Annotated in this window: 13 protein-coding genes; 4 read left to right on the top strand and 9 right to left on the bottom strand. The window is 70.7% G+C overall.

Going from position 1 to position 12,176, the window contains the following annotated elements; genetic code table 11:
• Positions 1 to 55: 55 nt before the first annotated feature.
• From C458_RS11675 to C458_RS11655, 5 genes are all read right to left on the bottom strand, one after another.
• Positions 56 to 1,480, bottom strand: coding sequence for a universal stress protein (locus C458_RS11675; protein ID WP_008575921.1), 1,425 nt, complete (start codon positions 1,478 to 1,480; stop codon positions 56 to 58).
• A gap of 9 nt (positions 1,481 to 1,489) precedes the next feature.
• Entirely contained in the window at positions 1,490 to 2,218 is a 729-nt protein-coding gene (locus C458_RS11670) for a nucleoside phosphorylase (protein WP_008575920.1), read from the bottom strand.
• 107 nt (positions 2,219 to 2,325) lie between these two features.
• Positions 2,326 to 2,850, bottom strand: a complete 525-nt coding sequence (locus C458_RS11665) for a hypothetical protein (protein WP_008575919.1) — start codon at positions 2,848 to 2,850, stop codon at positions 2,326 to 2,328.
• Positions 2,851 to 2,918: 68 nt separating this feature from the next.
• Positions 2,919 to 3,836, bottom strand: a complete 918-nt coding sequence (locus C458_RS11660) for a carbohydrate kinase family protein (protein WP_008575918.1) — start codon at positions 3,834 to 3,836, stop codon at positions 2,919 to 2,921.
• A 102-nt stretch (positions 3,837 to 3,938) separates the two neighbouring features.
• Positions 3,939 to 4,748 carry a DUF63 family protein gene (locus C458_RS11655; protein ID WP_008575916.1) on the bottom strand — a complete coding sequence of 270 codons (810 nt, stop codon included), beginning with the start codon at positions 4,746 to 4,748 and terminating at the stop codon, positions 3,939 to 3,941.
• 66 nt (positions 4,749 to 4,814) lie between these two features.
• Between C458_RS11655 and deoC the strand changes: the two genes are divergently transcribed.
• Complete coding sequence (deoC, locus tag C458_RS11650; protein WP_008575915.1) at positions 4,815 to 5,453, top strand: deoxyribose-phosphate aldolase; 639 nt, start codon at positions 4,815 to 4,817, stop codon at positions 5,451 to 5,453.
• Between the two features lie 121 nt (positions 5,454 to 5,574).
• Entirely contained in the window at positions 5,575 to 6,561 is a 987-nt protein-coding gene (locus C458_RS11645) for a sodium:calcium antiporter (RefSeq protein ID WP_008575914.1), read from the top strand.
• Positions 6,562 to 6,611: 50 nt separating this feature from the next.
• Here the strand turns inward: C458_RS11645 and C458_RS11640 are convergent, their stop codons facing one another.
• From C458_RS11640 to C458_RS11630, 3 genes are all read right to left on the bottom strand, one after another.
• Positions 6,612 to 7,832 (bottom strand): PQQ-binding-like beta-propeller repeat protein, encoded by a 1,221-nt coding sequence (locus C458_RS11640; RefSeq protein WP_008575913.1) that lies wholly within the window; start codon positions 7,830 to 7,832, stop codon positions 6,612 to 6,614.
• Positions 7,829 to 9,028 (bottom strand): PQQ-binding-like beta-propeller repeat protein, encoded by a 1,200-nt coding sequence (locus tag C458_RS11635; protein WP_008575912.1) that lies wholly within the window; start codon positions 9,026 to 9,028, stop codon positions 7,829 to 7,831. The genes C458_RS11640 and C458_RS11635 overlap by 4 nt, the downstream gene beginning before the upstream one ends.
• A gap of 282 nt (positions 9,029 to 9,310) precedes the next feature.
• Positions 9,311 to 9,469 (bottom strand): hypothetical protein, encoded by a 159-nt coding sequence (locus C458_RS11630; RefSeq protein WP_239638759.1) that lies wholly within the window; start codon positions 9,467 to 9,469, stop codon positions 9,311 to 9,313.
• 216 nt (positions 9,470 to 9,685) lie between these two features.
• Here C458_RS11630 and C458_RS11625 point away from each other — a divergent pair, with 216 nt between their 5' ends.
• Entirely contained in the window at positions 9,686 to 10,975 is a 1,290-nt protein-coding gene (locus C458_RS11625) for a tRNA (N(6)-L-threonylcarbamoyladenosine(37)-C(2))-methylthiotransferase (RefSeq protein ID WP_008575911.1), read from the top strand.
• 57 nt (positions 10,976 to 11,032) lie between these two features.
• On the opposite strand, the gene C458_RS11620 is transcribed toward C458_RS11625, so the two are convergent.
• Positions 11,033 to 11,482 (bottom strand): GNAT family N-acetyltransferase, encoded by a 450-nt coding sequence (locus C458_RS11620; RefSeq protein ID WP_008575910.1) that lies wholly within the window; start codon positions 11,480 to 11,482, stop codon positions 11,033 to 11,035.
• A 91-nt stretch (positions 11,483 to 11,573) separates the two neighbouring features.
• Here C458_RS11620 and C458_RS11615 point away from each other — a divergent pair, with 91 nt between their 5' ends.
• Positions 11,574 to 12,164 carry a S26 family signal peptidase gene (locus C458_RS11615; protein WP_008575909.1) on the top strand — a complete coding sequence of 197 codons (591 nt, stop codon included), beginning with the start codon at positions 11,574 to 11,576 and terminating at the stop codon, positions 12,162 to 12,164.
• Positions 12,165 to 12,176: the final 12 nt, after the last annotated feature.

The following is a 12,176-nucleotide window of genomic DNA, read 5'->3' as shown; positions in this document are numbered from 1 at the left end:
AGCGCGAGCCGATTCCGACGCCGGCTGCTACGCGTCGCTCCCCCTCTCTCGGCGCTCAGTGCCCGCGGTCGAACACCGCCACGTCGCAGTCTATCTCGCGGATGCGCTCGAACGTCGGCGGCGCGATGAACCGCGAGGCGGGCGAGCGGTCGCCGCTGGAGCCGAGCACCACGAGGTCGTAGGAGGCGGCGTTGGAGGCGATAAACGCCGTCACCTCCGAGCGGGCGACCCGCGTCTCGATGTTCCCGTCGGCCGTCTCGACCAGATTGGCGAGCTTCGACTCCGCGGGCCGGCGTTCGACCTCCGAGGAGATGCACGTCGTGACGCTCACGCTCCCCGTCTTCCCGGCGAGGCGAGTCGCGAAGTCTATCATCGCGTGGGCGGCGTCGCCGGGGCGCGCGACGAGGACGAGCACGCGCCGCCAGCGGTAGGTCTCGCCGGTCGAGCGGAACGCCACGGTGTCGTACGAGCCGCCGAACAGGCCGCGGATGTAGTCCGAAAGCAGGCCGCGGTCCTCCTCGTAGGGCGTCACCACGAGGTCGGAGTTGGTGTTCGCCGCGGCCTCGGTGGTCGCCGTCAGCGGGTCGCCGCGCGCGACGGCGATTTCCACGGGGACGCCTAACTGGGTCCGTAGGTTGTGGGCGCAGGATTCGAGGCGCTCGACCGACGCGTCGGCGTCGGCGTCGAGTTCGCCGTCGGCCGTGGTGTCCGGGGTCGCGTCGCTCTCGTCGGCCGGCGTCGCCGGGAGCACGTCGAGGAGGACTACCTTGCCGGCGCTGTGGGCGGCGGCGAGTCGGGCGGCGAAAAAGGCCGTCTGGGTCGCCGTCTCGCCGCGCATCGGGACGAGGACGTGGTCGTCGCCGCGGACGGTCCCGTAGAGGTACTCCGCGCGGCGCTCGTAGAACTGCTCGCGCCAGATGGTGAACGCGATGGCGATGACGACGCTGGCGAAGAAGATGCTCACCACGTACTCCTCGGGGTTCACGTTGCCCGTGACGAGCGTCAAGAGCGCCGTCGAAAACGCGGACGGCGCTTCCACGTCTAACGCCCACGTCGTCGCGCCCGCGAGGAAGATGGCGAGCGCCGCCGCCGACGGGTGGACGAGTGCGGTCCCGGTCGGGCCGTACGCCCAGCCGGTGAAGCCGACCGCGACGAGGCCGCAGAGCGCGCCGACCGTGAGGGCGACGACGAACTTCACGGGCGAGGCGTACCGCCCCTCCGGGTCGGAAAACAGCGTGTACGACCCCGACGCGAGCGGCGGGAACAGCAGGAACGACAGCGTGCTGACCGAGTTGGAGATGAGCGTCACCACCGCGATGAGCACGGGGATGATGAGGAGAATCGAGAGGTGAAGCAGGTTGTTCGTGTTCTCCATCCAGCGGCCGAACGCCACCATCTCGCGCCGCTCTATCCGGCGAATCCGGGCGCGGAGCGCGCCGACGCGTGCGACCGCGCGGGCCGCGAGATGGTGAGGGTCCACGGCTGTCGTCTACGCGAGGTCGGCAACGGCGTCGAGCGAGATGGAGATGGCGCGCTCGACGTTGTTCTTCGCCTTCTCGGGGAGTTCCTCGTCCGAGTCGGCTCCCTTCTGGGTGCCGGCGACGAGGTTGCCGTCGACCGTGCAGATAGCGCCGGCGCGGAGGCCCTTCCGGCGGGCGAGCGAGAACACCGTCGCGGCCTCCATCTCGATGGCGAGCAGGCCCGCGGCGTTCCAGTCGTCCACGTACTCGTCGGACTCGTTGTAGAACGCGTCGTCGGAGACGATGGGGCCGACGTGGATGTCCTCGTCGTTGGCCTCGGCCGAGTCGACGAGCGACGTGAGCACGTCGTAGTCGGGGACGGCCGGGTACACCTCGGACTCGTAGCGCTTCGAGGTGCCTTCCTCCTTGGCCGCGCCCGTGGCGACGATCATGTCACCGACTTCGATGTCTTCCTGCAGCGCGCCGATGGTGCCGACGCGGATGAACGTCTCCACGCCGACGCGGGCGAGTTCCTCGATGGCGATGGCGGCCGACGGGCAGCCGATGCCGGTCGAGGAGATGGTGAGCGGGACGCCCTCGTACTCGGCGTTGACGACCTTGTACTCGCGGTTCTGCGCGACTTCCTCGACGTTGTCACACTGCTTCGCGATGCGGTCGACGCGCCCGGGGTCGCCCGGGATGAGCGCGATGTCGTTCACGTCGCCTTCTTCGACGAGGAGGTGGGGCTGTTTCGCCATGTACCGACCCACTCGGGTCGCGGGCAAAAACGACGCGGTTCGACCGGGGGCGGGAGCGGTCGACTCGACCGAGCGGCCGACCGCTCAGCCGACCGACCGGGTCGCCGTCACGCGAACCCGGTAAAAATCGCCGGCGCGAGGACCAGTAGCGTCGCCCCGAACACGAGCGAGGAGCGGAGCCACTGCCCGCGGACCGCCGTCGCGCGCTCCACGTAGATGCGTCGCCCGGCGCGGGGGAAGATGAATCGGGCGAACGCGACGTAGATGAACGCCACGACGACCGCGGTCGCGACGAGGTGCGAGGGGAGGTCGATGCCGGCGACGGCGAGGTCCGGCGCGAGGGCGTCGGTGAGGAGGTAGACGACCGCGTAGAGAACGCCGGCGAGCGCGCCGGCGGCGTGGTGGGCGACGTTCGCGTCGCCGAAGCTCACCTCGTCCGGCGTCGTTCGGCGGACGACCGCGGCGGCGACGTACGCCGGCGTGAAGCCGTCGTCCTGCCGCCACATCGGGATGGCCATCACGACCGCGGCCGCGACCCCGACGACCGCGCCGAGGAGCAGTCGCCCGGCGAGTGCGCCGAGGCTCGACGCGGCGTCGAGGGCGGCGACGGCGGCCGGGAGCTGGTCGAACATCGTCCCGACGAATGGCTGGTGAGGATAAAACTGGTGGGGTCGGCGCCGAGCGGCGTGGACGCGGCGGCTCAGCCCTCGACGAGGTCGTCCAGCCGCCGCCAACTGAGTTGCGTCCGCGCGCCCGGCTCGGCCGCGGTGAGCGCGCCGCAGGCGTTGGCGACCGCCAGCGCCCGCTCGTAGGTCGCCCCGTCGAGGCGGGCCGCGATGAAGCCCGAGGCGAAGGCGTCGCCCGCGCCGGTCGTGTCAACCGCGTCGATAGGGAAGCCGGGGTGGACGTGTCGGTCGTCGCCGTCCCTGACCTCCGCGCCGCGCGGGCCGTGTTTGAGAACGAGCGTCGTCTGCGCGAGCGCCTCGGCCACGTCTGAGATGGGGTCTGCGGCGGCGTCTCGTCCACGCTGGACCGCCGCTTCACCGAGCGCGGTGGCGGCCTCGCGGTCGTTGAGAAAGACGTAGTCAACCTCGCGGAGCGCGTCGGCGTAGCCCCGGTCTCCGACACGCCGCCCGGGGTCGAAGCTGACGGTCGTTTCGACCTCGTGTGCCCGTCCGGCGAGCGTCGCGGCCGTGTCGGGCGACTGGCTCGTCAGGTGGAGGTGGTCGGCGGCCGCGAGCGGGTCGGTCGGCAGGTCGGTCGCCTCGAACGCCTCGTTGACGCCGGGCGAGCCGAGGACGAACACCTCGCCCGCGGCGTCGACGACGATGTACTTGACCGTGGTCGGGCCGCCGTCGACGCTGACGACGTGGCGGCAGTCGACGCCCTTCGAGGCGAGTTCCGCGACGGCGGCGTGGCCGTGTTCGTCGTCGCCGACGCTCCCGAGGAGCGCGGCGGGCACGTCGAGGCCGACGAGGCCGCTGGCGACGTTGGCGGCGCTGCCGCCGCCCGCGCCGACCCGCGACTCGACGGTCGCCTCGCCGTCGGGCTCCGGCAGGGCGTCCACGCGGAGGGTGACGTCCCAGTTGACGTGGCCGGCGCAGATGACACGGGACATGCGTCCCCGTAGGTCGGTTCGCCGGTGGGATAACTCTCCCGGGTCGGGCGACTACGGTGTCGAGAAAATGGAGTGTGGGCGCGTCCGAGCAGAATCGCGGCCTCAGCCGGCGATGGCGAACAACAGGAGGTTGTGGACGCCGGGGCCGAGGCCGACGGCGGCGACGAGGCCCAACAGGAGCGACCCCTCGGTCGGGTCCTCGCGGACGTAGCCGGCGAGGAGGGCGACCACGAAGCCGGCGACGGCGAGTTTCACGAGGACGAACAGCCAGCCGACGCCGATGACCTCCGCGGTCGGAAGCGCCGCGGCGGCGTCGAGGATGACGCGCGACAGCGGCGTCCGCTCACCGAAGCCGAGCACGTCGACGCCGACGGCGGTCGACAGCGCGTCGAGGGCGTGTCCGAAGATGGCGAGGAGACCGAGCGACCCCGCGGCGGCCGCCTCGGGGGCGAGTCGCGTCACGACCCGCCACGTCAGCGGGGTGACGACGACCGCGGCGACGAGGGCGAGACCGGGCCAGACGACCGAGAGCGTCCCGGCGGCGAGGCCGGCGAAGAGCGCGAAGCCGGCGAGGCCGGCGGCGACGAGCAGCCCCGGAGCCGCGAGCGTCTGCGGCGAGGCGAGGTCGGCCGCGTCGAGCGCGAGCCACGTCGCGCCGGCGACGACGGCCACCGACAGGTAGACCGCTGGCGTGCCGGCGAGCGGTTCGACCGCGGGCGGGAGCGCGCCGACGACGTAGAGGACGTGCAGCGCCGACCCCGACACCATCCACGGGACGAGCGCGAGGACGTGCGCGGGCGTGACCGTCGGTCGCGTGCGACGCAGTCCGACGCCGACGCCGACGAGTCCCGCGACGAGAGCGACGAGGTAGGGGAGCGGCGGGAGCGCGAACCCCTCGGGGAGAATGGCCATGCAGGAGGCGCGGCGGGGCGGCGTGAAAGCCTTACGTTCTTTAGCCTCGGGTCGCCTCGACAGGGTATGAACCGAGCCGACCTCGCCGCCCGCATCGACCACACGGTCCTCGGACCCGAGACGACGATGGCCGACGTGGAGGCCGTCCTCGACGACGCCGCCGAGTGGGGGATGAACGCCTGCATCCCGCCGTGCTACGTCGCCGAGGCGAGCGAATACGCCCCGGACGTGTTGCTGGCGACGGTCGTCGGCTTCCCCCACGGTCAGCACACGACGACGGCCAAGCGCGAGGAGGCCGTCGACGCGTGGCAGGCCGGCGCGGACGAACTGGACATGGTCATCAACGTCGGTCGGCTCAAAGCCGGCGACGACGAACTCGTGACCGAGGACATCTCGGAGGTCGTCGCCGCCGTCCCGGTTCCCGTGAAAGTCATCATCGAGACGGCGCTTCTCACCGAGGAGGAGAAACACCGCGCCTGCGAGGCGGCCGCCGAGGCCGACGCCGCCTTCGTCAAGACCGCCACCGGCTTCGCCGACGGCGGCGCGACGGTCGAAGACGTCGAACTCATGGCCGAGTACCTGCCCGTCAAGGCCTCCGGCGGCGTCGGCTCCTACGACGAGGCGGTCGCCATGTTCGAAGCCGGCGCGGAGCGCATCGGCGCGTCGTCCGGCGTCGATATCGTCTCCGGCGCGCCCGAGGAGTAGGTCGGCAGTCTGGGGGGTTTGCAGTCTCGTAGCCTCGCAGCCTCGCGGTCTCGCGGTCGTCGATAGATTGTGAACGCCGCGCGCCCAACATTGATTATCCGACTCCCGAGAACCCAGTACCATGCTCAGAGGCGGACCCGTCGTTCAAATCGGCGTGATTCTCGTGTCAGTGCTCGGGCTCTGGGTCGGCGCGCGACTGTTGGTCGACGCCGCCGTTCGGTCGGCTCGGCGGTTCGGCCTCTCGGAGCTCACCATCGGACTGACAATCGTCGCGATCGGGACCTCGACGCCGGAGCTCTCGGTCGCGGTCGACGCCGCGTACAAGGGGTTGGGCGACATCGCGGTCGCCAACGTCCTCGGCTCGAACATCTACAACGTGGCGTTCGTGTTGGGCGTCATCTCGCTGTTCCGGGTGATTCCGGTCGCGGAGTCGCTCGTCTCCCGCGACGGCGTCGCCCTGCTGGCGAGCACGCTCCTCGGCGGACTGGTCCTGTTCGACCTCCGGGTCACGAGGCTCGAAGGCGTCCTCTTAGTCGGGGCGTTCGTCGCCTACACGGCGTACCTGCTCCGTAGCTCTCAGACAGAGGCCGATGGAGCAACCGAGCAATCGGCCGACCAGTCGCTCGGAGACGGCGGCGTGACCCGCCCGATAACCGACCGAATCGACTTCCCCGGGCGGGACGCCGTGTTCCTCGCGGGCGGGTTGGCGCTGGTGTTGGTGAGCGGCGACTACATGGTGCTCGCCGCCTCGGAGCTGGCCCGCGGGGCCGGCGTCTCCGAGTGGGTCATCGGCGGCACAATCGTCGCGGCGGGGACGTCGACGCCGGAGTTCGCCGTCTCGCTCGTCGCGCTCCGACAGCGGAGCCTCGGGGTCTCGGTGGGCAACGTCGTCGGCAGCAACATCCTCAACATCACCGGTATCGTCGGCGTCGCGGCGGTCGCCAGCCCGCTCGCGGTGAGCGCCTCGGCGCTCGGGACGTTCGCGTGGCTGGTCGTGGTCACCCTCCTGATAGTCGCCGCGCTCTGGACCGGGAGGGTCTTCTCCCGGGTGGAAGGTGCCTTCTTCGCGACCTCCGAGGTCACGCGGTGGATACTGGGACTCATCTGAGGGTCGCGGTCTCCCGAGACGACCCTGTCGAGCGCCCCCGAATCGCTCTTTTACCCGGCCCGCAACGCGACGAGTCGCCGCGCCCCGTCGTCGCCCCCCGATTCGACGACGAACAGCGCGTCGCCCGCCGGCGTCGGACCGGTCAAGGCGCGCCCCGTGAGGTCGTATCGCCAGCGCACCGCACCGATGCGGGTGTCGTCGAGGCCGACGCCGCCCCCCGTGTCGTAGGCGACGACGCCGCCGTCGTCGCTCGTATCCGAGACGAAGACGGTGTCGCCGGCACCCGCTGGCGGGGCAAAGAAATCGTCGCCGGCCGCCCACGAGGGGGAGCCGGAACGTTTGTCGAAAGCGTCGAGGCCGGCCCCGTCGGTCGAAAAGACGCGCCGGGGGCCGACGACGAGCGAGCCGTGCGGCGAGGGGTCTTCTTGGTGCCAGGCCACCGCGCCGGCGCGGAGGCCCCCCCTGAGCCGGGCGACGCCCGCGCCGAAGAAGCCCGCGAACACGTCGTTCGACTGGGTGACTGCGAGCGCCTGCACGCCGCCGGGGTGTTTGGTTCGCCACCGCCCGGTCGCGCCGCGTTCGACGCCCTCGTCTTGGTACGAGAACACTTCGCCGCCCTCCGTGCCCGCGACGACGGTGTCGTACCGGGCCGCGAGGGACCGAACCGGGCCGAACAGTTCCTCGCGCCACTCGACGCTCCCGTCGTTGGTGCGGACGCGGTAGAGGTTCCCCGCGGTGTCAGCGGTGTAGAGACAGTTGCGGTCCGGTTCGGGTCGGACGACGGGTGCCCAGACGCTCGACGCGGTCGGCGCGTACCACGCCTCCTCGCCGTCGCGGGTGTACGCGAGCACGCCGGTTCTGGCTCCGACGTGGCCGACGTAGACGCGCTCCGAATCGACCGTCACCGACGAGCGGAAGCCGCTCTGAGTGTCGCTTTCGACCGACCACAGTTCGGTGCCATCGGCGACCGAAAACGCCCGGAGGCGCTCGCTGGTGGCGAGATACACCGTCTCGTCGAACACGACCGGGCGCGCCAGTTCGAGGCCGTTCACCTCGACGCTCCACGACTCGCTCGGCTCCGACGCCGGGCCGGTCGCACGGGGGTTGTAGCCGGTCCCCTCCGGCGAGAAGTACGGGTGCGGCCAGTCGGCCCGTCCGTCGCCCGTCGAGCCCTCGTCGCCGCCGACACAGCCCGCGAGACCGACGGCCGCGCCGGTTCCGAGAGTTCCGAGGAACGCCCGTCTCGATAGTCTCGCGTCGGGGGTCGTCACGACTCCGATCCGCCGGCGTCCGCGGTCGTCCCCGCACTCGACCCGTCGGCGGCGTCGGCGACGACAGTCATGCTCGGCAGGCCGTCGTCGCGGACGACCGGGCAGAACACCCGGCGGTCGGTCGCGGCCAGCGAGTGGCCGACGTTGCGACCGAGCGAAATCGACCAGCGCTCGCGGTCACCGAACAGGCCGCCGTCGCCGGTTCGGTTCAGGGCGACGAGGTCGCCGTCTCCGGTGCCGACGTACACCGCGTCGCCGACGATGCTCGCGGCGGAGACGGTCTCTTCGGGGTAGTAGCGCCACCGCTCCTCGCCGGTCGCGCTGTCGAGCGCCCGGAGCGACCCGCGGACCGCGTAGAGGCGCTCGCCGTCGAACGCGAGCCGCTCGTGGACGCCGCGGTCGTCCTCCCAGACCACGTCGCCGTTCCGCCGTTCGAGCGCGGCGATGCGGTCCCAACCGGCGAGGTACACCCGCTCGTCACCGACGACCGGCGCGACGGTTTCGACCGTCTCGGTCGGAGCCTGCCAGAAAGCGCTGCCGTCAGTTCCGAGGCAGTAGAGGCGCTGTCCTTCCGTGACGACGTATATCGCGCCGAGATTGACCGCGAGGGGTCGCCGGACCGCGCCGAACAGCGACCGCGTCCATCTGACCTCGGCGGCGTCGATATCGACCGCGCAGACGCGCTCGTCGTCGAGGCCGAGAAACAGCGTCTCGCGGTCGTTGGAGAACGCCGGCGGCGTCTGTGGACGCCCCGGGAGTTCGATAGTCCGGAACAGCCGACCGGTCCGGGCGCGGTAGAGCGCGAGTCGGTTCGGGCCGTGGACCGTCACACCGAGCGAGTAGACGACGCCGTCGAGGACGACCGGTGCGGTCCACTCCTCTCCCTGTGCGGTCCACAACTCCTCGCCGGCGGCCGGGTCGAGCGCCCGTATCGGGTCGCTGGGCGTGTAAGCCACCCCGTCGGCGGCGACTGGCTCGGTGGAGCCCATCCCGAAGTCGGGTTCGTACTCGATGGTCGGCTCGGAGATGGGGGTGCCCTCGCGGCGGAACGCGGTGTTGGCGTCGTCGTGGGCGTAGGTCCGCCAGCCGTCTTCGAAGCGGACGCCTTCGGCGGAATCGTCGTCAGTCTGTCCCTCGTCGCCGCCGAGGCATCCGGCGACCCCGGCGACCGCGCCCGCTCCGAGCAGGCGAAGCACGCCGCGACGGGTGCTGGTGCCGGTGGCGGCCGAAGCCGACTCCCGAGCGCCGGCCGAAGCCGGGTCGTCGGTCCCGGCCGAGTCGCTGGCGGAGGGCGAATCGGGTGGTGTCATGCGGGAACGCATCGACCGAATCGTCATAGTACAGTGACAAGTACTTTTTCGCTGAGCGCGGTGGCGAGGGTGCGAGTGGGAAGCGGGAGGTGAGAGGCGGAAGAAGCGGAGGGAAGACTGCGGATGCGGAACTCGCGAAACGAAGGACTGAAAGCCGAACGCGTCGGCTCAGGCCGCGGGTCTGGTGCCGCGGGCGGCCGAGCGGTCGTGGAGGATGCTCCCGAATGCGCCGCCGAGCGCGCCGGGGATGCCCGCGAGGTCGATGATGACGACGGCCGCGGCGAACACGGTCAGGCCGAAGAACGCGCCCGCGAACAGGACGTTCATGACCACGAGGCCGATGGCGACGATAATCGCGCCGAGCGTCGTGCCGACGCTCCGTTCGGCGTGTTCGTGCGGAAAGAGACGACGGCGGGTGCGGCGATGACGCTCAGGGAGCGCGCAGACGAACCCCGAGGGACGCTATCACGGGTCGCTGACGCCGGCAGTCTCGGGGGAGACCGCGGCGTTTTTGCCCGCTGACCCGGTACGTGGGATAACCGAATGGCCCGATACCACATCGAGACATACGGCTGCACCTCGAACCGCGGCGAGAGCCGCGCCATCGAGAGCGCGCTCCGCGACGCCGGTCACTACCGCGTCGACGGGCCCGAGGAGGCCGATGTCGCCATCATGAACACCTGTACGGTCGTGGAGAAGACGGAGCGGAACATGCTCCGTCGGGCCAAAGAGCTGGCGGCGGAGACGGCGGACCTCATCATCACGGGCTGTATGGCGCTCGCGCAGGGCAACGACTTCCGCGAGGAGGGCATCGACGCCCAGATTCTCCACTGGGACGACGTGCCGACCGCCGTCACCAACGGCGAGTGTCCGACCCCCGGCCCCGGCGTCGAGCCCGTCTTGGACGGCGTCGTCGGCATCCTACCCATCGCCCGCGGCTGTATGTCGAACTGCTCGTACTGCATCACGAAGTTCGCCACCGGCCGGGTCGATTCGCCCTCGGTCGACGAGAACGTCGAGAAGGCGCGGGCGCTCGTCCACGCCGGCGCGAAGGAACTCCGCATCACGGGCCAGGACACCGGCGTCTACGGCTGGGACAACGGCGACCGGAAGCTCCCCGAGCTACTGGACCGCATCTGCACCGAAATCGACGGCGAGTTCCGCGTCCGCGTCGGCATGGCCAACCCCGGCGGCGTCCACGGCATCCGCGAGGAACTCGCCGCGGTGTTCGCCCGACACGACAAGCTCTACAACTTCATCCACGCGCCGGTGCAGTCGGGGTCCGACGAGGTGCTCGAGCACATGCGTCGCCAGCACCGCGTCGACAAGTTCAGAGAAATCGTCGAGACGTTCGACCGCGAACTCGACTACTGGACGCTCTCGACCGACTTCATCGTCGGCTACCCCACGGAGACCGACGAGGACCACGAGCGCTCGATGGAACTGCTCCGCGAGATTCGCCCCGAGAAGGTCAACGTCACGCGCTTCTCGAAGCGCCCCGGAACCGACGCCGCCGACCTGAAGGGCCTCGGCGGGACGCTCAAGAAAGAGCGCTCCAAGGAGATGTCCGAGGCGAAGATGGACATCGTCGCCGCCGCCTACGACGAGATGGTCGGCACGGAGCGCGAGGTGCTCGTCGTCGAGGAGGGCACCGGCGACTCCGTGAAGTGCCGCGACGAGGCCTACCGCCAGATAATCGTCCAGAACGCCACCGAACACGGCCTCGAACCCGGCGACTTCGCCCGCGTGACGGTGACCGCCCACCAGACCGTCTACGCCTTCGCCGAACCGGTCGAGGCACAGCCCGAACCGCGCGAGCCGACCGCCGCCTGAGCGGCCGGTTGCGCGCCGAAGACACGTCACTCCGCCGATTCACACTCCGCTCGGTTCTCAGTGCTCGTCGCGCCCTCGAACGCCGTCCACGCCGACCCGGAGAAACATCCCTTTCGACGCCGGCGCGGTCGGTTCGAACCCCCAGCGCTCGTAGTAGCCGTCCACGTCGGCCATGAGGTTCACGAACGCCGACGGCGGGGCCTCGCGGTCGAGGTAGTCCACGAGCGCGTCCATCACGCGGGTGCCGAGCCCGCGGCCCTGATGGTCGGGGTGGACCGCCACGTCGACGACCTGAAAGACGGTGCCGCCGTCGCCGACGAGCCGACCCATGCCGACTATCTCGTCGCCGGTCGCCCCCTCGAAGACGACGCGCACGCCGAAAATCGTGTTCGGAACGCCGCGCTCGGCGGCCGCGAGGGAGCGCGGAGCCATCCCCGCGGCGTCGCGGAGAGAGACGTACGTCTCGGGGTCGGGAAACTCGGAGACGAGGCGGTAGTCGTCGGTCACGACTCGACCGTCGCGCCGCCCGGTCCTAACGGTTTCTCTCACGCCGGTGTCGGCAACAAGATTGATAGCGACGCGACGGCTGACAGCAGCCGTGTCCGACGATAATCAATCGGAGGCCCGAGCGTTCGCCAGGGACGCGCTGGAAACGGTCGCGGTCGTCGTCGCGGTCGGCGCGGTGCTGTTCGCGGTGAGCGGCGTGTGGCCCCCGATGGTCGCCGTCGAGAGCGGGAGCATGCAGCCGACGCTCGAACGCGGCGACCTCGTCGTCGTGACCGCGGAGGGTCGCTACGGCGGCCCCGCGGCCGACGACTACGGCGTGGTCACGGCCAACGCGAGCGAGGGCTACGGCCGGCTCGGCGGCCCGGGCGATGTCGTCGTCTATGACACGCCGTCGCGCGACGGCTCGCCCATCATCCATCGCGCGGTCTTCTGGGTCGAGGACGGAGAGAACTGGTACGACCGGGCCAACACGTCTTACGTCGACGGCGCGGACTCCTGTGCGGAACTCCTGTCCTGCCCCGCGCCGCACGCCGGCTACGTCACTCGCGGCGACGACAACGACTACTACGACCAGGCGCGGGGCATCGCCCCGCCCGTCCGACCCGACTGGGTGCGGGCGAAAGGCCAGTTCCACGTGCCGTATCTCGGGGAGCTCCGGCTGGAAGTCCAGAAGCTGCTTTGAGGACCCCCGGCG

This window comes from Haloferax sp. ATCC BAA-644 (genome assembly GCF_000336975.1).
GTDB lineage: Archaea > Halobacteriota > Halobacteria > Halobacteriales > Haloferacaceae > Haloferax > Haloferax volcanii.
This window is presented reverse-complemented; position numbering and strand designations above follow the sequence as displayed.

What these genes read in the sequence shown, in the direction of transcription:
- C458_RS11670 (WP_008575920.1), bottom strand. Translation starts at nt 2,218, where the DNA reads ATGGCGAAACAGCCCCACCTCCTCGTCGAAGAAGGCGACGTGAACGAC.
- C458_RS11665 (WP_008575919.1), bottom strand. Translation starts at nt 2,850, where the DNA reads ATGTTCGACCAGCTCCCGGCCGCCGTCGCCGCCCTCGACGCCGCGTCG.
- C458_RS11660 (WP_008575918.1), bottom strand. Translation starts at nt 3,836, where the DNA reads ATGTCCCGTGTCATCTGCGCCGGCCACGTCAACTGGGACGTCACCCTC.
- C458_RS11655 (WP_008575916.1), bottom strand. Translation starts at nt 4,748, where the DNA reads ATGGCCATTCTCCCCGAGGGGTTCGCGCTCCCGCCGCTCCCCTACCTC.
- deoC (WP_008575915.1), top strand. Translation starts at nt 4,815, where the DNA reads ATGAACCGAGCCGACCTCGCCGCCCGCATCGACCACACGGTCCTCGGA.
- C458_RS11645 (WP_008575914.1), top strand. Translation starts at nt 5,575, where the DNA reads ATGCTCAGAGGCGGACCCGTCGTTCAAATCGGCGTGATTCTCGTGTCA.
- C458_RS11630 (WP_239638759.1), bottom strand. Translation starts at nt 9,469, where the DNA reads ATGAACGTCCTGTTCGCGGGCGCGTTCTTCGGCCTGACCGTGTTCGCC.
- C458_RS11625 (WP_008575911.1), top strand. Translation starts at nt 9,686, where the DNA reads ATGGCCCGATACCACATCGAGACATACGGCTGCACCTCGAACCGCGGC.